Below are 24899 nucleotides of genomic sequence, written 5' to 3'. Positions count from 1 at the left end.
GTCGGGGACGACGTAACGGCTTTCCCGATCGTGCTCAAGCGAAGAGATGAAGTGCGAACGCTTCTCCGAAGGGAAGCTGCCGTGCTTGTGACGTCAGTGGATCATGAGAGGCGCGTCGTAACGCCAGCCTCACGTGAAGCGCGTTTCGGGAGCTTGATGAATGGCCACCAAGGCAAAGACGCTGCAGGTTAAGGACAAGGAAAAAGACGACAAGGCAGCGGATGCCCCCGAGAAGGAACAGGCGGATGCGCCGTCGCCCTTGCTTGACCTCTCGGATGCTGCCGTCAAGAAGATGATCAAGCAGGCCAAGAAGCGCGGCTTCGTGACCTTTGATCAGCTCAACGAAGTGCTTCCCTCCGACACCACCTCGCCGGAGCAGATCGAGGACATCATGTCGATGCTCTCGGACATGGGCATCAACGTCACCGAGGCCGACGACGTCGACGGCGAGGAAGAGGACAAGGACACCGACGACGAGACCGACAACGAGCTTGTCGAGGTCACGCAGAAGGCCGTCACCGAGGTCAAGAAATCCGAGCCGGGCGAGCGCACCGACGATCCCGTGCGCATGTATCTGCGCGAGATGGGCACCGTCGAGCTGCTCTCTCGCGAGGGCGAAATCGCGATTGCAAAACGCATCGAGGCCGGCCGCGAGGCGATGATCGCAGGCCTCTGCGAAAGCCCGCTGACCTTCCAGGCCATCATCATCTGGCGCGACGAATTGAACGAAGGCAAGATCTTCCTTCGCGACATCATCGATCTCGAAGCAACTTACGCCGGCCCTGAGGCCAAGGGCGGCATGAACGCGGCGATGATCGCCGCGCCGGTGGGTGATGGGGCGCCAGCCGCCGAGGGCGAGGAAGAGACTGGGCAGGCCTCGGTCGCCCATGTTGCCCCGCCGGCCGCGCCGCCGTCGCCGACCCCCTTCCGCACTGCGCCCGCCGGCGGCGAGGCTGATGTCGAGGAGAAGGATCCGGGCGAGGCCGCCGCCGAAGCCGACATGGACGACGACGAGTTCGAGAACCAGATGTCGCTCGCGGCCATCGAGGCCGAGCTGAAGCCGAAGGTGGTCGAGACCTTCGACAAGATCGCGTCCGAATACAAGAAGCTGCGCCGCCTGCAGGAGCAGGACATTGCGAACCAGCTGCAGAGCGAGTCGCTCTCGCCTTCGCAGGAGCGCAAGTACAAGAAGCTGAAGGACGAGATCATCGTCGAGGTGAAGTCGCTGCGCCTGAACCAGGCCCGCATCGATTCGCTGGTCGAGCAGCTCTACGACATCAACAAGCGGCTGGTCTCGTTCGAGAGCCGGATGATGCGGCTTGCCGACAGCCACGGCGTCGCGCGCGAGGATTTCCTGCGCAACTACCAGGGCTCCGAGCTCGATCCGCGCTGGCTCAACCGTGTCTCGAAACTCTCCGCCAAGGGCTGGAAGAATTTCGTCCATCACGAGAAGGACCGCATCAAGGACCTGCGCCACGACATCCAGCAGCTCGCAGCGCTCACCGGCCTCGAGATCGGCGAATTCCGCAAGATCGTGCATTCGGTGCAGAAGGGCGAGCGCGAAGCGCGCCAGGCCAAGAAGGAGATGGTGGAAGCCAACCTCCGCCTCGTGATCTCGATCGCGAAGAAATACACCAACCGCGGTCTGCAGTTCCTCGACCTGATCCAGGAAGGCAACATCGGCCTGATGAAGGCCGTCGACAAATTCGAGTACCGCCGCGGCTACAAGTTTTCGACCTATGCCACCTGGTGGATCCGGCAGGCGATCACCCGCAGCATTGCGGACCAGGCCCGCACCATCCGCATCCCCGTGCACATGATCGAGACGATCAACAAGATCGTGCGCACCTCGCGCCAGATGCTGAACGAGATCGGCCGCGAGCCGACGCCGGAAGAGCTCGCCGAGAAGCTCGGCATGCCCTTGGAGAAGGTGCGCAAGGTCCTGAAGATCGCCAAGGAGCCGTTGTCGCTCGAGACGCCGGTCGGCGACGAAGAGGATTCACACCTCGGCGATTTCATCGAGGACAAGAACGCGATCCTCCCCATCGACGCCGCGATCCAGTCCAACCTGCGCGAGACCACCACGCGCGTGCTGGCCTCGCTCACCCCGCGCGAAGAACGCGTGCTCCGCATGCGCTTCGGCATCGGCATGAACACCGACCACACGCTGGAAGAAGTCGGCCAGCAGTTCTCGGTGACGAGAGAGCGCATCCGCCAGATCGAAGCCAAGGCGCTGCGCAAGCTGAAGCATCCGTCGAGGTCAAGGAAGCTGCGGAGCTTCTTGGATAACTGACCAAGCCATGACGGGGCAGCGCCTTGTTGTCTGGTACAACACGCGCTGCCCCGTTTGCGACGCCGGCATCGACTGGCAGCGCAACAAGCTCCTCGCCGCCGTCCGCGCCGGCACCATCTCCTTCAAGGACATCAACGAACAACCAGACGCGCTCGCGTTATACGGCGCGACCGTTGACGACGTGCGCCGTCGGCTGCATGCAACCGACGAAGCCGACCGCCTGATTGTCGGCGTCGACGTCGCGATCGCGATCTGGCGGCTCACTCCCGGCGAAGGTTGGATCGCGACGCTGCTCGGCAATCGCGCCATGTTGCCGGTGACACGGTTTGCCTATGATCGGTTCGCGGATGTGCTGTTCGCCTGGAATAGGCGAAACGAGCGCTGGTGAACGCCGACGATTGCTTTTTTATGGAATAGCGATCCGAACGTTCTCGATCATTTCCGCCGTATTTCCTTGCTTCGTACGGTCATTGGGATGATCGACCGGCCGCGGATTATTTCTTCTTCACCCCGACCCGCTCGATTTTCTTGATCGCCAGCGGAGGCCGGCCGGATTTTTCGCCGATCTCGCGGTCCTGCTCGAGGATGTAGCCGCGCGCCGGCTCGTCGCCGTCGAGGCCGCCGAGCAGCTCGGCGGGCACGCGACGGTTGGAGCGTTGCGAGCCGTCTTCATAGAAGACATTGAAAAAGGCGAACTCGCCTTTGGGATTGGTTCCGGGTTTTTTGGCCATGGCGGCTTGTCGTCGATCAGGACACCGCTGTCAAAGAAAATGACGGCCTTCCCGCGGCTGGCTGCCCTGCGCGAACAATGCAGGCTTCGCCGAAATAAGTTCACAATCCGCAGCGGTAACCACGTTTCGATATTTCCCGGCAAACCCGGCCGCAGTTACCAACTGTCAGGAATTACGGCCTTTGCTCTGGTCACATCAGCATGGTGGCAAGAGATGGTTATGCCTATCGGACGATACATCGCCTGGGTTAGCGCTTCGCTTCTTGCGTTAATGTACATCGCTGACTGGTGCGCGCCACAATCCTTAACAGAGGAGGCGGGTGACCAGGTCGAGCGGCCGGTCATCCGGATTGCTTCGCTCGAGCGGCCGCCCGAGCTTGTCGTCATGGACACCAGCCTGCCGACGATTGTGCCGCCGCCGACGCTGGCCGAACCCGTAGCGCCAAGCGAACCGCCGCCGGTGCGCGTGCTCGCCGCAGCGCCACCGCCTCCGCCGGCGGTCGAGATCGAGAAAAAGACCAAGAAGGTCGTCAAGCGGCAGGCGCCGAAGGTTGCGGCGATCCAGCCGCCGTTACCGCTGGCTCCCGCGGTCGCGCCCGCCAGCCCGGCGCCGCCGGCCGCGCCGGAGATCAAATTGTCCTTTGCGGATATCGTGTCCGGGCAACTGGTGAAGAACCTGCTCAACCTGCATTGAAGCGTGGCCTTTGTCGGTAGCCTCGTAGCCCGGGTGGAGCGGAACGCGCAACCCGGGACGGCTGCATCAATACTCACCGGAGATCCCGGGTTACGCTGGCGCTCCACCCGGGCTACGGCGCCCTAGTTGCCGGACGCCGGCTTGCCCTGGGTTTGCGCCATGGCAGCGACCGTCTGCGCGACCAGTTGGCCACGCCCACGCCGCGGGCCGCCGTCGGTCTGCTGCTGTCCCATCGCCATGATCGCGGTGCCCATCGCGCTCGAGCCCAGCGTGACGATGAAGCCGAACAGGAGCAGCCCGAGCGCGACGCCGGGCGTATGATCGGCCAGGATCAGATCACGCAGGTGGCCGGGATTGAGCAGCAGCAGGCCGCCGACGAGCAGCACTGCAACCAGGACACCTGCGGCGAGATTGATCGCGAGCAGCCGGAATAGCGGCGCTCCGAGAACGAGGGACTGGCGCGGCGAGGGCGCCTCTTCCGGGATGTCGTTCATGGTGGAAGCCTATCGCATTTCGAGAGCGTTTTCGAGCGAAGTGGACACCGGTTCGCGTAGCAATCAAGTTTACGCAGATTGCGTAGACTTATCTGCGCAGAAAACGCGTCAAAACAAGAATCTATAGCTTCGGTTCTGATTCAATCAGAACCGAAGCTATAGGCGACAGGGACGGCGGCTCAGCCAACAAACGGGCAAAATTGAAAAGCCGGAGCCCGGTGCTCACGCATAACCGGGATCGCTCCAGCTTCGTTCCTAAATCCGGCGTGCTTCGCCTCTACGCCGCAGGTGCGAAGTCCGCTCCCTCGGCCGCCTGATGGCTGGCGGCCATGTTCTGCCAGAGCGTGGCGATGCTCTGCTGCGTCTGCGGCGGGATCAGGCAATGGCCTGCCTCGTCGAAATCGCAGAACCGTGCTGCGGGATCGCGGCGTGCATCGGTCAGCGCCTGGTTGATCAGTTGCAGGCACGCCATCACCTGCCCGACATTCTGCAGGCGCGTGTGGTGCATGATGTCGAGCAGGCGGAAGACCATCACCGGCGGCTGGCCGTAGGAGACCACGGGGCGGCCAAGCTCGAAGAACACGTTCACCGCCGGCAGTACGCCTTCGATCCGCGCCAGGATCGCTTGCGCCTCCTCCACGCTGCAGGCAACCAGATGAGCGGCCTGCGGCGGTGGCGCCGGCGGTTGTGCCGCGGCGATACCGAGGCCGGACATCACCTCATGCTCGATCCATTGGCGCACCTCGCGCGGCGCATTGCGGATCTGGTCGGCGGTCAGCGTAATTCCGATCATGGCGGCTCTCCTTTTTTCGTCACCCTAGGCGAGGGCCGGTCTGGCGGGTTGATCCGGATCAACCGAGGCGGTGGCAGCGGTCTTTTGACGTGCCTGAGTTTCCCGGGCATGATCGCACCTCCCGCCCGCCGCATTCTCTCTTGAAGGAAATCCGATATGCCAAGGCTTGTTCTGGCCGTCCTGTTGCTTGCGCTCATTGCGTCCGGCCCGGCCAGGGCTGCCCGCTGCGGCGGCGACTTCCACACGTTCATCGGCGGCATTTCGCAGGAAGCGGCCTCGGCGGGCATCTCGCAAAGCGTGATCTCGCAGGCGCTCGATGGCGTGCAGCAGGATGCAGGCGTGCTCGCCTTCGACCGGCGACAGCGCGGCACGTTCCGCAAGAGTTTTGAGCAATATGTCGCGACCCGCGTCGGGCCCGGGCGGATCAATACCGGGCGCGCGATGCTGCAGCGTCACGCGGCGCTGCTTGCGAGCGTCGAGCAGAAGTATGGTGTGCCGCGCCAGATCCTGGTCGCGATCTGGGGATTGGAGACCGATTTCGGCAAGGGCGACATGGGCAAGCTGCCGGTCTTCCGCGTGCTCGCCACGCTCGCGCATGATTGCCGCCGCACCGAGCTGTTCCAGAACGAACTGCTCTCGGCGCTGCAGATCGTGCAGCGCGGCGATCTCCGCCTCAACGACATGATCGGCGCCTATGCCGGCGAGATCGGCCAGACACAATTCCTGCCGTCGTCCTACATCAAGTACGGCGTCGATTTCGACGGCAACGGCCATGTCGACCTGCGCCACAGTGTGCCCGACGTGCTCGCCTCCACCGCGAACCTCCTGCACACCAACGGCTTCAAGATGGGAGCCTCCTACGAGGAAGGCAGCGCCAATTTCGAAGCAATGCGCGAGTGGAACAGAGCGGTCGTGTACCGCAAGACCATCGCTTATTTCGCCGATCAACTCATGGGCCGATGACGGCTTCGTAGGGTGGGTTAGCGAAGCGTAACCCACCGTGTTTTCTCGCAGCAACGACCGCCGTCATTGCGAGCGCAGCGAAGCAATCCATGTCTCCGCGTGTGGGCGCTATGGATTGCTTCGCTCCGCTCGCAATGACGATGTGGCTGCTTTAGGTGCGACATAACAACCCGTCGGGCAAATCACCAAAAGTCTGTCCACCCCTCGCCGAAAAAACATTCCGCTTCCGTCGTCGGGCAAATCAGTGATTTAACTCCGCGCGTCTCACCCGAATGAGGGGCGGATCGCGATCGTCACGAACGTTGCGGTGAGATGCGGTGGACGTGAGTGTCACGACTGACGAGCGTGGCGCTCACGGACGGCGAAGTCGTGTGGTCCTGGCGCCCCGACGCTGGCGCTAAGCTCGCGAGCAGCAAGAGCTGCCGCGGGTGACGGTGGCAAAAGAGCCCGGTCACCGGGGAGAGCACGAAGTAAGCCGTAACACCATCGCGCAGGGAAAGCCGGAATGCTTCGGTTGAACCTGTGGTCCTACCCCCGTGCTTTTTGTTGCACGGGACCCACGGGTGCAACCAGCACCCGGCTTTCCCTGCGCCCTCTGCTATCGAAGAGGGCGGAAAGGTACGCAAACCTCGGACGCATCGCGTCGCGAGAACGCGAACTCACATCCTCACGCTGTTTGATAGTTAAATCCGAAATCGTAGGATGGGTAGAGCGTAGCGAAACCCATCATTGTCTCGGCTTGCTCAATCGCGATGGGTTTCGCTGCGCTCTACCCATCCTACGGGAGCTCCTGCGTTGCCGGCCTCACCTTGGCGCGTAGGCCATGCGAAAATATCCGTCATCGCGGGCACCTTGCGGCAGGCCGCAAACCGCTGCAGAGCAATTCGCGGCGGCCGCCTCGGTGCGATATTGCGGCAGGTGACCGTCGAGCGAATAGACCACGCAAAGCGCGAGGCTTGCCCAGACGGCCGCGCTGAAATAGAGCGACATCCAGGCAATCTCGTCCTTCCAGTGCTCAAAGTCGTGCGTCACGACCCAGCGCGTGCTCACGTCATGGAGTCCCTCGAGAAGGCCCAGGAGCTTGCTGCCATCGGCAAGACCCACCCGCCACCGGCTCAAATACATCGGGACATCGATCGTAATGAGAAAAGCCAGATAGCCCGCAATTCCGACGATCGCGACGATGAGGGCGAGGCGAACCGGACCGTTGAATTCAGGCAGGAGCCTGCAAAGGCCAACGCCGACCACGAAGAAGGCGATGGCCCATATCGAGTTCTCGATGGCGTTGCCCAGATAGTTGGTGGACACCACCGCGTACCAGGAAAAGCACTCGGCAATCAGGATCAAGGGCACGATCAACCGCGCGGCGTTCAACGTCGTGTCCGCTCCAGTCATCCCGCCGAGCTGGTCCAGGAGGATCGCCCATTGCACCGCAAAGCAGATCTCGGCCACCGTTGCCACGGACCGGCCAACGAAGACGCTCGATAGCCAAGTATCGACCAGGCAGATCCGCTGAACATCCGCGCGCGGAAGGAGCGACCTGAATGCGCAGCCAAAGACATAGGCCGCGGAAAGCAGGAACATCGACTGGGTGCTCGCGCCGTCGCTCAAGCTGCCCGAGGGAAGTTTGTGGAACTCGCCGTACAGCAAGAACCACAGCGCGATGTTGGCGCCACTGATCAGGGCCAACAGACCCCACCAACGAACCACTGGATTTGGCCGTGCCCGCCACTCCATACTCATGGGGCCCTGCTCCCGCGTAGTCGAACTGACATTCGACGGTAGCAATTCCGTCACAAATCGCAACTGATTGCGATGGGCCGGACGGAGGATTGACGCTTCTGTGACGCCGGCGGGCGGGTTCAGCCAACCGTAATGTGACGGGGATGCTACCTGCCCAGCAGTTGCACGCCGGGCACGGGAAAGGCTGGCGACCAGTTCAACGCCAGCCGCTGGCCGACCACGATCTCATCGGTCGACATTTTTGAAGCGACGGCGTTGCGGAACCTTGCATAGGTGTCCCGCTCGCGCCCGCTGGTCCGGGCCGCCGCGAGATTGAGCCACTTGTAGGCGAGGACGAAATCCTGCGGGACGCCGTGGCCCTTGTCGTACAACAGGCCGAGCATGGCCTGCGCGAATGGATTGCCCTGGATGGCCGCGCGGCAATAGAGATCGGCGGCGGCATCATAGGCTTGCGGCACGCCGAAGCCATGCTCATACATGAACCCGAGCAGGCCGAGCGCGGTCGCATTCTCGCGTGCGGCCAGCGGTGAAAGCTCCTGGAACGCGCGAATGTAGTCACCGCGATGGAATGCAGCGGACCCGCGCGACAGGCTGCTGGCCGCAACCGGCGTAGCGGCGGCCGCAAGAGCAACGGCCAGCAGCGCGAGGAGAAATCGACGCGCGGCACGGACGCTCAGCATTCTGTTGTCCTGCTCAATGGAAGCTGGTCGTGATCGGGGCGTTGGTCGGGGTCGTGGCAATGCTGCCGCGCAATTTCGATCGCAGTTCTTCGGCCACGACGTGAGCGTCGGAGCCGTCGCGAATGATCTGCGGGCGGATGAAGATGATCAGCTCGGTGCGCTGGGTGCTGTTGCTCTGGTGTCCGAACGCATCGCCGAGGCCCGGAATCTGGTCGAACACCGGGAGGGCACTGCGGGTGCCGTTCTGCTGTTCGCTGATCAGGCCGGCCAGCAGCACGGTCTGACCGTTTGCCACCGAGATCTGGCTCTTGACCCGCCGCTCCGACACCGTCGGCGTCAGGCTGTTCGCACTGGCCGCGGGCACGTTGCTGATCTCCTGCTCGACGTCCAGCCGCACATTGCCATTGACGCTGATGCGCGGCGAAACCCGCAGGATGATGCCGGTGTTGCGATAGTCGATCGTGTTGACGACGGTGTTGTTCGTCGTCAGCACCGTCGCACTCCCGGTCGACACCGGCACAACGTCGCCAACCTGCAGCGTCGCCACCTGGTTGTTGATCACCACTAGCGACGGGTTGGAGAGCACCTTGACGCTGGTGACCGCATGCAGCGCATCCAGGATCAGGCTGGGCTGGGTTTCAGAGCCGATCAGGAAATTGAAGCCGGGGAAGGCCCGATTGATGAAGGCGTTGGTGACCGACCCGGCGACGGTGGCGGCGCCTGTCGTCGGGTCGGTAACCGTCGCGGGCGCCGTGAGGGCCTGGGTGTTGAGGATGGAGCCGGTGTTCGGCTTCAACCCGACATTCCGGCTCGTCAGGTAGGCCTGCACGCCATAGGATAACGTGTTGTTCAGCGTGACTTCGGCAATCGTCGCATCGATCGCGACCTGCAGCTGCGGCTGGTCGATCTGCACCAGCGTGGATTCGATGATCCGGTAGTTGGCCTGGTCAGCGTAGATCAGCAGCGTGTTGTTGACGGTGTCGGGCGTGATCCGCACGTCCTGCATCATCGGCTGGCCGTTTCCGGAGCTGCGGCCGCCGCTGTCGAGCGGAGCGCCGCCGCCGTTCGGGTTGGCACCGGCGGGTTGCGCGCCAAGCCCACCAGCTCCACCGAGACCGGGCGTGCCGTTCGTGCCTAGATTGCCGCGGGAGGCAAAGCCGCCGCCACCACCACCGTTGGATCCCATATTGCCGTTGAGCGAGAGCCGGTCGGCAGCACTCGAGCTCGACGCCAGCCCGGATCCCGGCGCGATCTGGCTGTCGGCACTGTCGGTCAGGCTAGACGACGAGCCGCCGCCGAGGAACATGTCGGTCAGCACCCGCGATATCTGGCGGGCATCGCCGAACTTGACGCGATAGACGTGGACGGTGGTTCTGGCGGTATCGTTTCGATCAAGCCGCTTTGTAAGGGCACGACCGAGACGCCAAACCCGGGCTCGGGATTGCCGCTCGCCGTATCGACCCGGCCGCCGCCGACCGCGTCGCCGAGCGGCGTGAGCCGGTAGCCGGTCGTATCGCGAAGCAGCACGACGCCGCTCAATCTCAAGGCATTTTCCAGCACGAACACGATGTCCGACTTCGGCACCGGACGGACCGACACCAGGCTCACCGTGCCCTGTACCCGCGGATCGATGGTGTAGCCCACATGCAATATGTCGCCGAGCACGACCTTGGCGACCGTGCCGACTGGCGTGTTCTCAAAGTTCAGATCGAAGCCGTTGCCGCTCGCTACCGGCTGCGGCCGGTCGTCCGACACGGCCGTGACTTCGGATCCCTCATACATGGCCGCACGAACGCTGCCGCCTTGACCGCCACCAGCGCCCGACGCGTTCACCGGTTGCGATTGCTTCGGCAACAGATCAAGCGAGCGTACCTTGTCGGAGATGTCGAGCTGCGCGTTGTCCACGCCTCCAACCGTTGCGGAATTGCAGGACGCCAATAGCCCCAGCGACAACAAAACAAACGCGGCGCCAATGCCGCCACGAATCCGTTGGTAGCGGCCCAGCTTGCCTACGCGCACCATTAGTCCTTGCCGTGTCCGACTGGAGGATGTTCGACAATCCGCCCCTGTCCCTTCGAACTGTTAGCGAGCGAACATGACAAACTGGTTACGTGACTGTTACGATGACTGCCATTCTGCGATGGAAGCCGAAGCGTATGCCTGTCATACTTCGGGCCGATAATGCGGCTGATGTCTGCGCTACTCGAAACCAATGTGACGGAAAAAGACGAAATGGCCAGCGATCGGTCCTCGCAGTTCGTCGACTACCTCCGTCAGAACAGGCATTTGACGCCGGTCGATGGGGAGGCGGACCCGGCCGGACAGAGCGGCCCCGATCGTCGTCACCACAAGCTTTGGGAAATCACTGATCTCTCGCCCGCAGAATTTGCCGACGAGGCCGCCCGTTTTTTCGGGCTCGGCCGTGTGACCCTGCAGGAGATGATGTCGGCCGCGCCGCTCGCGGCGTCGTTCTCGCAGCGCTTCCTGCGCGAGACCATGGTCTATCCGTGCACCACATCCGATGGCGCGATGACGCTCGCGGTCGTCGATCCGACCGATCAGGCGACGCAACGCGCGGCGCAGATCGTGCTCGGAACCGCCGTCACGATCAAGATCGCAACATCCGAGGACGTTGCCGTCGTCCTCGATCAACGGCTGAATGTCGACGACACGGATGCAGCCGGACCGGCGGCGGCACTGCCACGCGAGGACGACATCGAGAGCCTGCGCGATCTTGCGAGCGGCGCGCCGGTGGTCCGCGCGGTCAATGATCTGGTTGAAAAAGCTGTCGAACTTCGCGCCAGTGATATCCACATCGAGCCGTTCCTTTCCGGCCTCGTGGTGCGTCTGCGCATCGACGGCCTGCTCCGGCCGGTGGCGGCGCTGTCCGGTGTGCTGCCGCAAGCCGTCATTTCCCGCATCAAGATCATCGCCAATCTCAACATCGCCGAGCGCCGGCTGCCGCAGGATGGTGCGGCGCGGTTGCGGGCAGGGCGTTCCGACATCGATATCCGCGTCGCGATCATGCCAACGCAGCACGGCGAATCGGCCGTCATTCGCATCCTGCCGAAGGATCGCGGGCTGCTGGTCGTGGAAAAACTGGGATTTTCCGCTCCGGACGAAAGCAAGCTGCGGCGGCTGCTCGCACTGCCGCACGGCATGATCGTCATCACCGGTCCGACCGGCAGCGGCAAGACGACGACACTTGCGACGATCCTCTCAATCCTCAACGAGCCGACACGCAAGATCCTGACCATCGAAGATCCGGTCGAGTACGAAATCCCCGGCGTCAATCAATCCCAGATCAAGCCCGCGATCGGCCTGACCTTTGCCACCGCGTTGCGCTCGTTCGTGCGCCAGGACCCGGACGTGATCATGGTCGGCGAAATCAGAGATTCCGAGACCGCGCATGTCGCGATCCATGCGGCTCTCACCGGCCATCTGGTGCTGACGACGTTGCATACCGAGACCGCAGCTGCGGCGGTGCCGCGCCTGCTCGACCTCGGGGTCGAAGGTTATCTCTTGCGCTCGGTCCTGCGCGGCGTGATCGCGCAGCGTCTTGTCCGGCAGCTGTGTGAACGCTGCAAATCAGGACGGACGCTCGGACCCGCCGATTTCGCCGAGGATCCGCGGCTTGTCGCATTCGGGTTCCGAGCCGGCGAAACGATCCAGGAACCGTGCGGGTGTGAACGCTGCAGCGGCACCGGCTATCGCGGCCGGCTCGGCGTTTTCGAGCTGCTCGAAATTTCCAACGAGCTGCGTGAACTGATCGGGGAGAAAACCGACGGGCTGAAGATCGATACCATGGTGATCCATGCGGGGATGACGACAATGCTTGACGACGGCATCGCCAAATGCCGCGCCGGGCTGACATCGCCTGCCGAAATTCTCCGCGTCACGACCATGCGGTGACCACGTGCCGAATTTCCGCTACCGCGCTCTGACCCAGAACGGCGAGATCGTGAACGGCACGATCAGCGCACCGACGGCCGCCGAGGTCGCGCGCCGGATCGAATATCTGCGGCTCCTGCCGATCGAAACCATCGAAGACAAGCGAGCTTCCCACAGTTCCGGAGGTCACGGCCTGTTCGGCCGGCCGAGCGCCGCCGAGATCACCACTTTCACGCGCGACCTCGCGCTGCTGCTCAAGGCCGGCGCGCGCCTCGACGATGCCCTCGAACTGCTGTCGGGCGATGCCGATGTCGGGCGGATGCGTCCCATCGTGGCGAAGATCCGGGCGGCCCTGCTTGCCAGCGAGAGTTTCGCCGATGCGGTGGCGGATCATCCGAACCTGTTTCCGCCGATGTATGGTGCCTTGGTGCGCGTCGGCGAAGTCTCCGGCACGCTCGATTCCGTGCTCGAAATGCTCGGCGCGGAGCGCGCGCGTTCCGAACAGATGCGGCGGAAACTCACCGACGCCATGCAGTATCCCGCTTTCGTTCTGGTCGCAGCTTCCGGCGTGATGCTGTTCTTTCTTCTGTTCGTACTGCCGCAGTTCTCGACCGTGCTCGGGGATTTCGGCGCGAAGTCCGATACAGCGCTCGCCAGCTTCATCAAGTTGTCGGATTTCCTGCGCGCCAATGCGACGGCAGCCATGTTGATCGCGGCTGCGGTCATTGCGATGGTCTGGTGGCTGTTTCGCCAGGCTGGCGTGCGCGCGGCAATGGTGAACGGGTTGTCGCAGCTGCCGCTTATCGGCAACATCTTTCAGTTCTACCGCGCCAGCCTGTTCTGCCGCAATCTTGGTGTCCTGCTCGGCAGCGGTGTCAATCTCACGGCCACCTTGCGTATCCTGGTCGACATCATGGCGGTGACAGGAAGCGAAGCAAGCTGGACGGCCGCTTCCGATCGCGTCCGGCATGGCGGGAAATTGTCGGAAGCGCTCGCTGTTGCCAACAGCCTGCCGCCGATGGCGGTCCGCATGCTTCGGCTCGGTGAAGAAACGGGGCAGTTGCCGATCCTGTCGGGACGGGTCGCCGAATTCTACGAAGCGAAATTGCAGCGCAGCCTTGACCGTATCGTCGGCATCGTCGGACCGCTCGCAATCATCACGATCAGCACGGTCGTCGGCGGATTGATCGTATCGGTCATGACCGCGCTGCTGTCCGTCACGCAACTTGTCGGTTAAGAGCAAGGGTTACATCATGATTTCGCTCAAGAGTATCGCTGGATCGCTTGCCACCCGTTTCGGGCATGTGGGTGCCCGCGAGAGAAAAGAGGGCGCCTATCGCGGCCAGGAGGGCTTCACGCTGGTCGAAATGTTGGTCGTGATCGCCATCATCGGCCTTATCATGGGCTTGATTGGCCCGCGTGTGCTCAATTATCTCAGCGAGTCCAAGGTCAAGGCCGCGCGCATCCAGCTGCAGAGCTTCTCGAGCGCACTCGACCTGTTCTATCTCGATGCCGGCCGGTTTCCTTCGTCTGCTGAAGGTCTTGCCGCGCTGGTGCAGCGGACGCCGGGGCTTGCCGCGTGGAATGGCCCGTATCTGAAGGGCGGCAATGTCCCGAAGGATCCCTGGAATCACGCTTACATCTATCGGTCGCCCGGCGAGCATGGGCCCTATGACATCGTCTCCTTTGGAGCGGATGGCCAGGAGGGTGGCAGTGGCAATTCCGCCGACATTTCTCTCGAAAAGACGACTGCCTCCCGAGATGAATGACGTCACGCAACGCGGGTTCACCCTGCTGGAGATGGTGTGTGTGCTCGCCATCATCGCATTGCTGGCTGCCGTGCTGCTGCCGTTCATTCCACGCCAGACGTCGCGGTCGCGGCTGCAAGCCTATGCGCTGCAGACCGCGACGCTCCTCAAAGCGGACCGCAACGCCGCCATCAACCGCAATACCAGCATCGCGACGCTGGTCGACGCGACCAGCCGCGTGATCCATTCCGGTTCGTCGCGGTCGACCGTCCGTGTTCCCGACGACGTGCGCTTCGATGCGCTGTTGCCGCAGACCTGCCAGCGGCAGGCGGCGCTGTCGACCATTCGCTTCTTCGCCAACGGCAGTTCGTGCGGCGGATCCATCGCGCTGACGCGGTTCGACGCCGGCTATGAAATCCGCGTCAACTGGCTCACCGGAAGGGTCGAGGTTGTTTCCCGTGCCACCGCCACCAACTAATCGCCCCGACGCGGGTTTCACGATCATCGAAGTGCTGGTGGCGCTGGCGGTGGTAGCCGTTTCCATTATCGCGATCGGTGCCGTCATGGCCGGCAACATGCGCGGCGTGCGCGCATTGGAACAGCATGTGGCGCTGATGCAGTCGGCGCGCACCTTGATGACGGTGGGCGTTCCGCCGCGCGCGGAATTGCAGCAGGGCACCTCGACGGGCCAAGCCGAGGGTTATCGCTGGACGATCGACGTCAGTCCGCTTGGCGACGATTGGAATGTTCCTGGCGCCAATGTGCCATGGACGCCTGAACTGGTGAGGATTCGCGTCAGGTCGCCCACCGGTGCACTATCCGATGTTCGGACCGTGCGCTTGATGCCGAGGCTATCAGAATGAGCCCGGCATCGGTAACGCAGCGCGCGCATGAGCGCGGATTTACGCTGATCGAAACCATCATCGCGCTGGCGCTGATGGGGCTGCTGCTGTCGGCGCTCGCGACCATCACCGCGCAGTGGCTGTCGAACTGGAACACGGGATTTGGCCGGATCCAGCGCAGTGAACTGACCGGCATAGCGCTCGAGCGGATTGCCGCGGACCTGGCCGCAGCCGAATTCGTTCCTGCCAACCGCGATTCGCGCCGTCCGCTGTTCGACGGATCGGAATTGTCTGTCACGTTCGTGCGGACGGCGGTGGGGCCGAACGCCGGGACGGGGCTGGACGTGGTACGTCTCGGTGAAACCAGGGAGCGCGGCGAGTTCGTCACGGTCCGCTCGCGAACGCGCTTCACACCGCTGCCGGTTGGAGTGTCGCTATCGGAACAAACGCATCTCGGCGATCCGGTGGTGCTGCTTCGCGCGCCCTTTCGACTGTCATTCGCCTATGCCGGCCCCGATCATGTCTGGAAAGGCACGTGGCGAAACGTCGACCGGCTGCCGGCAATGATCAAGCTGACGATGCGCGATGCCGCGAGCCAACGCGTGCTGTCGGTCTCGACGATCGCGCCGGTTCATGTCCAATTGCCGAGCGATTGCATGAAACCGGACGGAAAATGCGACGACAACAAGGACGGCGCGCAAGGCTCCGCCGAGCCGGGGAAGACGTGATGACAGTGATCGACGCACGCAAATCCTCCGGCCAGCGCGGCTTCGTCATCGTCGCCGTGCTGTGGATCCTCGCGGCGCTGTCATCGCTCGCGATAGTCTTTGCCGCCTATCTATCGGCGTCCACGCGTGCGATCGCGGTCAACGAGACGGCGCTGCAGACCGAAGCGCTGGTATCAGCGAGTCTCGAGTTGACCTCCTACCAACTGGCGCTGGCGGACGAACGTGCCAAGCCTCCGCGCGGCGGCTTTCACTTCCGCATGGATGATGCGAGCGTCCAGGTCGCCTTCACGTCCGAGGCTGCCCGCATCGATCTGAATTTCGCTTCCAAGGAAATGTTGGCCGGCCTGTTTACCACACTGGGCGCCGGCAAGGATGCGGCCATCGAATATGCGGATCGAGTCGTCGGCTGGCGAACCCGGCCCGTTCCCGGCAGCGCGAACGAGGAGGAGGCGCGTTACAATTCGGCCGGCTACTCGCCGCGGCAGGCCCCGTTTGTCCATGTCAATGAATTGTCCTTGGTCGTAGGCCTCCCGGCTGCGCTGGTGGAGCGTGCACTGCCTTTCGTTACGGTGTTCAACGGATCTCCCGATGTCGATCCGGAGATCGCGGCGCCGGAGGTCATCGAGGCCATGCCCGATAAACCTGCGAACAAGCAAGATCCGTTCGGGGGGAACTTAGCCTCGCTGAACGCCGCCCGACCGGCGTCGCAGCCGTCCGATTCGGCGAAGAAAGATGCTTCGACCACGACGAGTCCTTGTTATCGCGTTGAGACCACGATCCGTTTTCGCAATGGTCGCCATACCGCCTCGGAGGTCGTGATCGCCATGGGCGACAAGGTCGAGCCCTATCGGGTGCTGTCATGGCAGGATGACATAGCACCGCGAAACGTCGTTTCCCGCCGCGGGAGCACGTGATGGCGATGATCGCGCAGAGCAGAGAATTTTTCGGACAATGGATTGCGGCGATTGCCGGCGCGATCGACAGCATCGCCGACAGGCTGGTGCGTCAGCGGCGTATCCAGCTTGACGAGAATGCAGATGGCACATTCACCGCGCGCATGGCTGCATCGAAAGACAATCATGCTCCGACAACTCTCTCCTTCCGGATGCAACACGGCACGCCGGAGCCGCCGTTGCCGGCGCAGTGGAGTGCAGCCTTCAAGGGCAGCCGTGTCGAGGTGCAATTGCCGCCCGACCATGTCATGACTCGTCCGCTCGACTTCCCGATGCGGGCAGCCGATTTTCTCGATGGCATGATTCGCTCCCAGGTCGACCGTCTGACGCCATGGTCCGCGAGCGAGGCTGTCTTCGGCTGGAGCTCGCCGGTTCCAGTCGCTGACGATCGGATCGAAGTTGCCTTCAGCGCGACCTCGGCGTCGAAGGTCGACCCATTGGTGCAGCTGGCCGAGAGGCTGGGCGCCGCATCCGTTGCCATCCATGCGCCGGCCGTCGGCAGCGGCGAAGCGCCGGTTCGGGTGACGCTGCTCGACAAGCGGCTTCACAGTGTGGTGGGGCCGGATGTCCCGCGCCTGTTGCGCGTCGTCCTGGTCTCAACGGGCGTTGCCGCCGCTGCGTCGTTGTTCCTGAGCATTTATCTGGGCGGATCGCTGCAATCTGAACAGGAGGATATTCAGCGGCAGATTTCGCAGCGCCGCGCGGCGTTGCGGGTTGACGCCAATGGCATGGCAACCGGGATCGGGCTATTGGCAAAGCGCAAGCAGACCACGCCGTCGAGCGTGATGGTGCTGGAAGCGCTCTCGCGCGTGCTGCCTGACACGACCTATGTGACCGAGCTGCGCATCGAAGGCAACAAGGTGCAAGTTGTCGGCATGACCCAGGACGCTCCAGCGCTCATCCGACTGATGGAACAGTCGCCGCAGTTCACCCGCGCCACATTTTTCGCCCCCACCACCCGTGCGGCGAACGAGTCGGGCGAGCGCTTTCACGTCGAAGCCAATATCACTGCGTATTTTGGATCCGGCTCATGAACGCATCCGCCCGGTCACTGAAGGCAATCAGCACCTCGCCTTTCGTGGCAGCTGCAACCTATGTCGGGCTGCTGATCCTGTTGCTGTTCGTCGCCGTATCGTCGGTATCTGATCTGATCGATCAGCGCAACGAACTGGCCTCATCGTCGGCGATGCTGGCGCAGTTGGAGGGCCGCACGCCCAGAGCGGGAGGGGCGCCCGGGGAGGCGATGCCGGCGGGCTCCGCCTATCTCGAAGGCGCCACGGTCACGGTTGCCGGGGCGACATTGTTGCAGCGCGTGGCGGGTTCGGTGACGAAATTCAGTGGCAATGTGTTATCGACTCAGCTCGATGTTCCCAATACACCAGCGAAGGCCGGCTTCATCAGCATGGTCGCGAGTTTCGAAATCGAGCAACAGCAGTTGCAACAGGTGCTTTACGATCTTGAGGCCGGCATGCCGTTCTTGTTCATCGACCAGCTCGTCGTGCAGACCATCCTCGATGGCGCGAACTCCGGCGAAGGCCCGGGCAAGCTGCGCGTGCTGCTCGGTGTTTCCGGCCAGTGGCGGGGGGCCAAGTAATGCGTTCGGCAGTCGTCGCCTTGAGCTTCCTGGGCTTGGCGTTGTCAGTCCAGCCCGTCGCATCCGCGGCGCCTGATGCTGCCGGCGATGCGCTGGATGCCGGGCTGTTGGATGACACGCGGCTGGGCGGGCCCGTTCTGACATCGCCGCCACCTTCCGAACCGGTCACGACAGTGCGCGCGGTTCCGCCACAGCCGGCACCGATTCGGCCACTCAGTGCCAATCCGTTGTGGGGCATTCCGCTGACGCAGCTATCCAACACACGCGAGCGTCCGGTGTTCTCACCCTCACGGCGGCCGCCGGCCGTGGCCGTCGCCGAACCTGTCGTCACCAGGCCGCCTCCGCCACCGCGGAAGAAAGAAATCGAGCCTCCGCAATTGTCGCTCGTTGGCACCATTGCCAGCGACGACGAAGGCTTCGGCATATTCCTGGATCAGTCGACCAATGCTGCGCTGCGGCTAAAGGTGGGCGAAGATTTTCAAGGCTGGAGGCTGAGTGCGATTCGCGGGCGGGAAGTCACCATGGAAAAGAATGAACAGGGCGCCGTGCTCACACTGCCGCCACCAGGCGGCGAAGGTGGTGGCGAGGTCCATCTCGTCCCGGTGAGCACGATCAGGACGCCATTGGTGACGCGACGCCAGAGCGTCAGCTCCGATTGAATCAGAACCGATGCTCTAGAGTCTCGTATTGATGCGTTTTCTTCGCGCGAAAGCACTTCTAGTTAGTTGAGTCCGAGCCATCGCTGGAAAGCCGGCGTCAGCAGCAGGCCGAGCGCCAGGAACGGGCCGAATGGCATCGATGTCTGACGCTTCACTTGGCGTCCGGCGAGTTGCAGACCGCCGGCCGCGGCAAGCGCGCTCAAGGCAGCGATCGACAGCAACGTTGGGATGCCTGTTACGCCGACCCAGGTCGTAGCGGCCGCAAGAAATTTGACATCGCCAAGCCCGAGCCCCTCGATTTGTCGTAGCAAATAATAGAGGCGCCGCAACAACAGGAAAATCACAGCAACCGCCGCAGCTTCATCGAGTGCCTCGAAGCCATCTGTCAGGTTCCCGAAGACGATGGCTTGGACAACGCCAAGGATGGCAATCGCAAGATTCAACCCGTCCGGAATGATGCCGTGACGAAGGTCGATCAGTGCCAGCGCGCAGCACGCCATGCCAAGGGCGGCGTAGAATCCGAGGAACTGCACTACTTCACTGTCGACTGGCATGAGAGCTACGATGAATGACGAAGTGTGTGAGTGCTTACCAGAATTTTCTTCGCGCTCAGCAGCTCAATTTTCAAGCAGCCGGCAGAACACGAAGCGACCTTTCGGGAATGTGATCGTCGAAAAAACTCTTCACAGAAGAAAACCGCAACGTGCAATCAGTCTGTCACAAAACCGCATAGGAAGCTGACAATATTTCCCGTCGCTGCGAGCGATAGCTGATGCGTGAATAACGGTGAATAAAATGCGAGTGGCGACTTGCCTTGCCTTGCTGGTGATGTTGTGCGGTGCGCGTTCCGCATATGCCGGAGTTCTCGATGAAGGCGCCGAGCGCTATCGGCCTTACATGATCGAAGGCATTGGCAGCGCGCTGGCGGGTGCGCGAGCATTGCGCGAAAAGGCTGCAGCGGGGGATCTCGCGGGCGCGAAGAAGGCCTGGATATCGGCGCGCGCCGGCTGGGAGCGCTCCGAAGTCTTCACGACCGGCTTTGTGCCTGAGCTTGACGCGAAGATCGACGCCTGGCCGAACGCAGATAGTGGGTTCCATGCCATCGAAGCGAAATTGTTCGGCGCAGGCCAGACCGACGTCGACAAAGATGCCGCTGCGTTGGTGGAGGACCTGAATGATCTGCACGTCAAGCTCAAGGACATGCCGCTCACGCCGCAGGGGTTGCTGGATGGGACGGCGCGGCTCGCTTACGAAGTCGGGGAAAGCAAGGCCGATGGTGGCGAATCCCGCATCAGCGGCACCTCGCTCGATGATATGCGCAACAACATCGCCGGCATCGATTTCGCCTACCACACGATTTTTTCCGCCGCTCTCAACACGGCGGATGGCAAGCTCGATGAAATGGTGACGAATCGAATCGAGTTGCTCGAAGCGATTGTCGCGGCGCCCGACCTGCCGCATGTCGATATTCCGCAGTTGCGCCGCGCCAGCGAGGAACTGGTGGTGACACTGCAGACCGCTTCGACAAAGCTTGGACTGCAGCGGCCGACGCTGGAGGCCCAGGTGCGATGAACTCGCCTTGGCTGCGGCTGGCGGCGCTTGCGTCGGGTCTTCTTGTCGTCGCGTCGCTTGGACGCGCGCTGGCTTTTCCCGTCGATGGCAATCAGACTGTCCTGCCGACAAAAACCGAGCTGAACGAGGATGCGCTCGACAAGCCGCGCGAGGTGTTCCAATCCGAACGCGCCGGCGCGAAATCTTATATGGTGAACCTCGGTGACCTCGCGTTCAATTCGCCGGCGATCCTTGGCGAGGTGGCGCGGCAAGCCGGCGTGAGCTGTGGCACCTGCCACGTCAACGGCGTCGGCAACGCCAAATTCTTCATGCCGAAGATGTCGACGCGGCCGGGAAACTTCGATGTCACCGGCCCATTGTTCAATCCGAAGGCCAACAATCTCGTGCTTGATCCGGTTCGGATTCCGAGCCTGCGCGGTGCGCGCTATCTTGCGCCGTACGGGAGCGACGGGCGATCGGCATCGCTGCGCGATTTTATCCGCAACGTCATTGTGAACGAGTTCGCCGGGCCCGAGCCGTCGCCGGCGATCATCGATGCTATCGTCGCCTATGTTCAGGATATCGACTTTCTGCCCAATCCAAGCCTCGGTCCCGGCGGCCGGCTGGTCGGCAATGTCAGCGAGTCCGAACGTCGCGGCGAAGCCTTGTTCTCCAAACCATTTCCGCATGATCCTGGCTTGAGCTGCGCCGGCTGTCATGTTCCTTCGGCGGCCTTTGTCGACCACCAACAGCATGATGTTGGCTCCGGTGGCCTGTTCAAGACGCCGACCCTGCGCAACGCGGACTTCAACGCGCCTTATTTTCACGACGGTCGCTTCGACAGCGTCGATCAAGTCGTCGATCATTTCGATCGTGCATTCGATCTTGGCCTGTCAGCACAGGACAAGCGCGACCTGGTGGCCTACGTCACGGCCGTCGGCGATGGCGTGCAGCCCTATGAGCGCGACGGCGCCGGCGCGACGCTGAAGGAAATCAATGACTTCAACCTGGTGCTCGCGACCGCAATTCCTTCGGGTGATAAAGCGATTGTCGCGCTTGCGGTCGACACCATCGGCCACGAGTTGCGTGAACTCACTGAGCGATATCCTGATCGAAAGAACACCAGCGTATCGGGCGGCGAGCGGCAGCGCGTTTCGGCGCGCAACAGTCTCAAGGAACTCGTCCTTATGCTGCGGCGAATCGACATCGCCGTAAGCGAAGGCCGCGGTGCCGACGCTGCGACCGAGTTTCGGAACTATCGCTATCTCATGGCTGCGGCTGTCCCGGCGATGCTGGCGGGCGCTGAACCGTGGTCGCTGTTCAATCAGGATGTGCATGATCAGCACTATGCGGCGCTGCGCCAGGTGATGCAGTCGAAACATCTGTCTCACTAGGCCGCTGCTACGACGCGCGAATTCGTGTGCACAGAAATTCTCGCGCGATAGCGTCGCGCACCTCACTTCCAAAAACTCTTGTGCCTTGTCGTGCGATGCAAACGGCATCGATCGCGATGCATGCATCGTGGTTGCCGATGCAACGCAGAGAATCTTTTGAACGAATCAAAATTTCTCGCGCGCTTTCACAGCAACGATAAGCGTGCGTCATGTTGCCGCATTAGACGATGTGTCGCCAACCACAACCTTTGGAGTCGGTGATGACTTTCAATCATAAGAAGAACTGGCGAACCACCACAGCACTTTGCGTCATTTCAACTGTTGCCGTCGCAACAGCCGCCTACGCAGCTCACTATCCCGGCGGTCGAAGTGACTGGGACAAGCGCCCGCACCACAATCGTTTCGCTCATGACAATAAAAGCAACGATCACGACGGGAACGGTCATCACGGTGATGACAACAATGGCCACCATGGCGATCATGGTGACAAGGACAATGATCCGGCCGACAAAGTGAAGACCGCGTCGCCGATCAAGCACGTCATCATCCTGATCGGCGAAAACCGCGGGCTCGACCACACGTTCGGCGTGTACAAGCCGAAGGGCAGGGGACAGACGATCTCCAACCTGCTGTCGAAGGGCATCGTCAACGAGGACGGCTCGCCGGGTCCGAACTTCGCGCAGGCCCAGCAGTACTCGGTCGCTGCGCAGTCCTCCTTCTATATTGGCGTGCCGACGATCGCGAAGTCGCCCTATAGCGCGACCAACGCGATGCCGCAGCCGAACACGGCGGGCACGCCCACCGGGCAAAGCGACACGTCGCCTCCGTTCAAGACGATCGCCGAAGCCAGCGTCGAGAAGGACATGGATTCGAGCGATCTCGATATCCTTACGACCGGTTTCAGCGGCCTGCCGACTGGTGTCCTCGATACCCGCGTTCCCGGCGCCGGCAATCTGACCGGACCGTTCCCGCTGCAGGGTGAGCAGATCAGCGACGACGACTACACCGGTGACACCACACATCGGTTCTATCAGGACTGGCAGCAGGAAGACTGCAGCGCGGCCAGCGCCACGAAGGCCAACAACGCCGGCTGCTTGAACGACCTGTTCCCGTTCGTGATGGCGACTTACTCGGCGTCCAACAAGAGCATGGCCAACTCGATGGGCTTCTATAATGCCCAGCAGGGGCAGGCTCCGATCCTGAAGATGCTGGCCGATCGCTTCACCCTGGGCGACAACTTCCATCAGTCGTTCCATGGCGGCACCGGCGCCAACCACTTCATGCTCGGCACCGGCGACGCCGGTTTCTGGAGCGACGGCAAGGGCAATCCGGTCACGCCGCCTGCGAACCAGATTGCAAACCCGAATCCGGTGGCCGGAACGGTGAACCGCTACACGGTGGACGGCAACTTCAGCGACTGCTCTGATGTGGCGCATCCTGGCGTCAAGCCGATCGTGACCTATCTGAACAATCTGCCGTATGCGGCCGAGCCGAACTGCAAGCCCAACCACTACTACATGCTCAACAACACCGATCCGGGCTATCTGCCCAACGGTGCGCTGGCGAACGGAAGCAGCATGCCGCCGTCGTCGGTGCGGACCATCGGCGATGCCTTGATCGAGAAGAAGATCTCGTGGGCCTTCTACGGCGGTGCGTATAATGACGCCGTGGCGCTTTCGAACGCCGCGGTTGCCGCCAACCCGAGCAAGCCGGATCTCAACGCGGCTGCGCTCGCCGATCCGGCCCACGCGCTCGGTGTGGCCTACTGCCAGATCTGCAATCCGTTCCAGTATGCGACCTCGATCATGGCCAACCCGACCGTGCGTCAGGCTCATATGAAGGACACTGCCGATCTGATCACGGCGATCCAGAACAACACCTTGCCTTCGGTGTCGTTCGGGAAGCCGGACGGTCTGCTCGACGGCCACCCGCAGAGCTCGAAGGTCGATCTGTTCGAGGCCTATGCGCTGAACGTCCTGAACGCGCTGGACAACAATCCGGAGCTCAAGGCTGAGACCGCGGTGTTCATCACCTGGGACGAAGCCGGCGGCTACTGGGACTCGGGCTACATCCAGTCGATCGATTTCTTCGGCGATGGAGCGCGTATGCCGATCCTGATCCTGTCGCCCTATTCGACCGGCGGGAAGATCTACCACAACTACGGTGACCACGTTTCGCTGCTCAAGTTCATCGAACGTAACTGGAGTCTGCAGCCGCTGACCAACCGCAGCCGCGACAACCTGCCGAACCCGACATACTCGAGGAACAACGAGTATGTGCCGACCAACAGCCCCGCGCTTGCCGACCTGTTCGATGCGTTCGATTTCAGCAAGCCGGTCACGCTGTCCTATACTGAGTAACTAAACGGCGTTCCAGGAACGACTGATCTGAACATGGTGCCGACCGAACCGATGGTTCGGTCGGCACCACGGCTTTTTTTGCGCCGCACTGAGGTTTTCCCATGGATCGAGACCGGATGATTGCGTTGGGCGGCAGGAGGCTGCGAGCATGCCTGTTTGCCTTGGTCGGTTCGGCGCTTGCCGGCGTTTCGGCGTCGGCGCAGCAATTTTCAGCGGACCTTGTCATGAGGCAGGGGGAAAAGGTCGTGCGTGTGGGAAGCTTGCGCGTGTCCGAGAGCAAAGTGAGGATCGAGACAACCGATTTCGCCGATGGCTTCTTCCTGGTCGACGGGGAAAAGCCTGCGGCCACTTTCGTGCGGCCGCGTGCGAAGGTGTTCATGGACTCGAGGCAATCAAGTCCGCTGACGCAGATGTTTGTCGCTGTTGATCCTGACGAGCCCTGCCGGCAATGGCAGACAATGGCGTCGCTGGCGGCGCCGGTGGATCCCGATAAGTGGCATTGCGCGCGCGACGGGGAGGGAGCAGCGGGAGATCGCAAGGCGGACATCTATCGGATCGTTGCGGCCTCCGGAGCCGGCTTTGTCGGGTGGGTCGATCGCGAGCGCAAGTTTCCGCTGCAGATCAAGACCGCGGACGGAGCGGTGATCGCCCTCGACAACATCCGCGACGAGCCGCAGCCGGCGCAATGGTTCGAAATTCCGCCCGGACTGCGCAAATTCGATCCGCAGGCATTGATCGATCGCATCCGGCAGAGCGACGTATGGGTCGCTCCGCCCGAACAGGAGTGAG

Annotated in this window: 24 protein-coding genes and 1 pseudogene; 18 read left to right on the top strand and 7 right to left on the bottom strand. The window is 62.4% G+C overall.

Annotation, left to right across the window (positions count from 1 at the left end; genetic code table 11):
• Positions 1–160 precede the first annotated feature (160 nt).
• Complete coding sequence (rpoD, locus tag K288_RS0105970; protein WP_027578705.1) at positions 161–2293, top strand: RNA polymerase sigma factor RpoD; 2133 nt, start codon at positions 161–163, stop codon at positions 2291–2293.
• A 7-nt stretch (positions 2294–2300) separates the two neighbouring features.
• On the top strand, positions 2301–2681 hold the full coding sequence (locus tag K288_RS0105965; protein WP_027578704.1) for a DCC1-like thiol-disulfide oxidoreductase family protein: 381 nt from the start codon (positions 2301–2303) through the stop codon (positions 2679–2681).
• A 106-nt stretch (positions 2682–2787) separates the two neighbouring features.
• On the opposite strand, the gene K288_RS0105960 is transcribed toward K288_RS0105965, so the two are convergent.
• Positions 2788–3024 (bottom strand): hypothetical protein, encoded by a 237-nt coding sequence (locus tag K288_RS0105960; protein WP_027578703.1) that lies wholly within the window; start codon positions 3022–3024, stop codon positions 2788–2790.
• A 219-nt stretch (positions 3025–3243) separates the two neighbouring features.
• Between K288_RS0105960 and K288_RS49465 the strand changes: the two genes are divergently transcribed.
• Positions 3244–3717, top strand: coding sequence for a hypothetical protein (locus K288_RS49465; protein ID WP_152535411.1), 474 nt, complete (start codon positions 3244–3246; stop codon positions 3715–3717).
• Between the two features lie 122 nt (positions 3718–3839).
• Here K288_RS49465 and K288_RS44810 read toward each other — a convergent pair whose 3' ends face one another.
• A complete protein-coding gene (locus K288_RS44810) occupies positions 3840–4211 on the bottom strand; it encodes a hypothetical protein (protein ID WP_043159381.1) in 372 nt (123 codons plus the stop codon).
• Positions 4212–4488: 277 nt separating this feature from the next.
• Complete coding sequence (locus tag K288_RS0105945) at positions 4489–5004, bottom strand: hypothetical protein (protein ID WP_027578701.1); 516 nt, start codon at positions 5002–5004, stop codon at positions 4489–4491.
• Positions 5005–5160: 156 nt separating this feature from the next.
• Between K288_RS0105945 and K288_RS0105940 the strand changes: the two genes are divergently transcribed.
• The gene (locus tag K288_RS0105940; protein ID WP_027578700.1) at positions 5161–5967 is read left to right on the top strand and encodes a lytic murein transglycosylase; all 807 of its coding nucleotides are present in this window, start codon (positions 5161–5163) and stop codon (positions 5965–5967) included.
• Between the two features lie 804 nt (positions 5968–6771).
• On the opposite strand, the gene K288_RS44805 is transcribed toward K288_RS0105940, so the two are convergent.
• The 3 genes and pseudogenes from K288_RS44805 to K288_RS44800 form a co-directional block, all read right to left on the bottom strand.
• Positions 6772–7710 carry a hypothetical protein gene (locus tag K288_RS44805; protein ID WP_244443068.1) on the bottom strand — a complete coding sequence of 313 codons (939 nt, stop codon included), beginning with the start codon at positions 7708–7710 and terminating at the stop codon, positions 6772–6774.
• A gap of 146 nt (positions 7711–7856) precedes the next feature.
• The gene (locus K288_RS0105930; protein WP_084799484.1) at positions 7857–8390 is read right to left on the bottom strand and encodes a tetratricopeptide repeat protein; all 534 of its coding nucleotides are present in this window, start codon (positions 8388–8390) and stop codon (positions 7857–7859) included.
• 13 nt (positions 8391–8403) lie between these two features.
• Positions 8404–10412: pseudogene (locus K288_RS44800) on the bottom strand (secretin N-terminal domain-containing protein).
• 210 nt (positions 10413–10622) lie between these two features.
• Between K288_RS44800 and K288_RS0105920 the strand changes: the two are divergent.
• The 10 genes from K288_RS0105920 to K288_RS0105875 are packed head-to-tail and all read left to right on the top strand — an operon-like array spanning position 10623 to position 18805.
• On the top strand, positions 10623–12302 hold the full coding sequence (locus K288_RS0105920) for a GspE/PulE family protein (protein WP_027578698.1): 1680 nt from the start codon (positions 10623–10625) through the stop codon (positions 12300–12302).
• A 4-nt stretch (positions 12303–12306) separates the two neighbouring features.
• Complete coding sequence (locus K288_RS0105915; RefSeq protein WP_027578697.1) at positions 12307–13518, top strand: type II secretion system F family protein; 1212 nt, start codon at positions 12307–12309, stop codon at positions 13516–13518.
• Between the two features lie 16 nt (positions 13519–13534).
• Positions 13535–14050, top strand: coding sequence for a type II secretion system major pseudopilin GspG (gene gspG / locus K288_RS0105910; RefSeq protein WP_027578696.1), 516 nt, complete (start codon positions 13535–13537; stop codon positions 14048–14050).
• Positions 14043–14507 carry a prepilin-type N-terminal cleavage/methylation domain-containing protein gene (locus K288_RS0105905; RefSeq protein ID WP_027578695.1) on the top strand — a complete coding sequence of 155 codons (465 nt, stop codon included), beginning with the start codon at positions 14043–14045 and terminating at the stop codon, positions 14505–14507. Before gspG ends, K288_RS0105905 begins: the two co-directional genes overlap by 8 nt.
• On the top strand, positions 14488–14892 hold the full coding sequence (locus K288_RS0105900) for a prepilin-type N-terminal cleavage/methylation domain-containing protein (RefSeq protein WP_244443067.1): 405 nt from the start codon (positions 14488–14490) through the stop codon (positions 14890–14892). Before K288_RS0105905 ends, K288_RS0105900 begins: the two co-directional genes overlap by 20 nt.
• Positions 14889–15599: a prepilin-type N-terminal cleavage/methylation domain-containing protein gene (locus K288_RS0105895; RefSeq protein WP_027578693.1), complete on the top strand. Its 711-nt coding sequence runs from the start codon at positions 14889–14891 to the stop codon at positions 15597–15599. The genes K288_RS0105900 and K288_RS0105895 overlap by 4 nt, the downstream gene beginning before the upstream one ends.
• Entirely contained in the window at positions 15599–16513 is a 915-nt protein-coding gene (locus K288_RS0105890; protein ID WP_027578692.1) for a type II secretion system protein GspK, read from the top strand. Before K288_RS0105895 ends, K288_RS0105890 begins: the two co-directional genes overlap by 1 nt.
• Positions 16513–17586, top strand: a complete 1074-nt coding sequence (locus tag K288_RS0105885) for a PilN domain-containing protein (RefSeq protein ID WP_027578691.1) — start codon at positions 16513–16515, stop codon at positions 17584–17586. The genes K288_RS0105890 and K288_RS0105885 overlap by 1 nt, the downstream gene beginning before the upstream one ends.
• Entirely contained in the window at positions 17583–18146 is a 564-nt protein-coding gene (gspM, locus tag K288_RS0105880; RefSeq protein ID WP_027578690.1) for a type II secretion system protein GspM, read from the top strand. The genes K288_RS0105885 and gspM overlap by 4 nt, the downstream gene beginning before the upstream one ends.
• Positions 18146–18805, top strand: a complete 660-nt coding sequence (locus K288_RS0105875; RefSeq protein WP_043159380.1) for a hypothetical protein — start codon at positions 18146–18148, stop codon at positions 18803–18805. The genes gspM and K288_RS0105875 overlap by 1 nt, the downstream gene beginning before the upstream one ends.
• Positions 18806–18867: 62 nt before the next feature.
• Here K288_RS0105875 and K288_RS0105870 read toward each other — a convergent pair whose 3' ends face one another.
• Positions 18868–19359 (bottom strand): A24 family peptidase, encoded by a 492-nt coding sequence (locus K288_RS0105870; protein WP_027578688.1) that lies wholly within the window; start codon positions 19357–19359, stop codon positions 18868–18870.
• Between the two features lie 241 nt (positions 19360–19600).
• Here K288_RS0105870 and K288_RS0105865 point away from each other — a divergent pair, with 241 nt between their 5' ends.
• From K288_RS0105865 to K288_RS44795, 4 genes are all read left to right on the top strand, one after another.
• Complete coding sequence (locus tag K288_RS0105865) at positions 19601–20377, top strand: EfeM/EfeO family lipoprotein (protein WP_244443066.1); 777 nt, start codon at positions 19601–19603, stop codon at positions 20375–20377.
• Positions 20374–21750 carry a cytochrome c peroxidase gene (locus K288_RS0105860; protein WP_027578686.1) on the top strand — a complete coding sequence of 459 codons (1377 nt, stop codon included), beginning with the start codon at positions 20374–20376 and terminating at the stop codon, positions 21748–21750. The genes K288_RS0105865 and K288_RS0105860 overlap by 4 nt, the downstream gene beginning before the upstream one ends.
• A gap of 260 nt (positions 21751–22010) precedes the next feature.
• Positions 22011–24110 carry an alkaline phosphatase family protein gene (locus K288_RS0105855; RefSeq protein WP_027578685.1) on the top strand — a complete coding sequence of 700 codons (2100 nt, stop codon included), beginning with the start codon at positions 22011–22013 and terminating at the stop codon, positions 24108–24110.
• A 266-nt stretch (positions 24111–24376) separates the two neighbouring features.
• Complete coding sequence (locus tag K288_RS44795; RefSeq protein ID WP_152535410.1) at positions 24377–24898, top strand: hypothetical protein; 522 nt, start codon at positions 24377–24379, stop codon at positions 24896–24898.
• Position 24899: the final 1 nt, after the last annotated feature.

The sequence above is a fragment of the Bradyrhizobium sp. Ai1a-2 genome, from assembly GCF_000426245.1.
In the GTDB taxonomy this organism is placed as follows: Bacteria; Pseudomonadota; Alphaproteobacteria; order Rhizobiales; family Xanthobacteraceae; genus Bradyrhizobium.
This window is presented reverse-complemented; position numbering and strand designations above follow the sequence as displayed.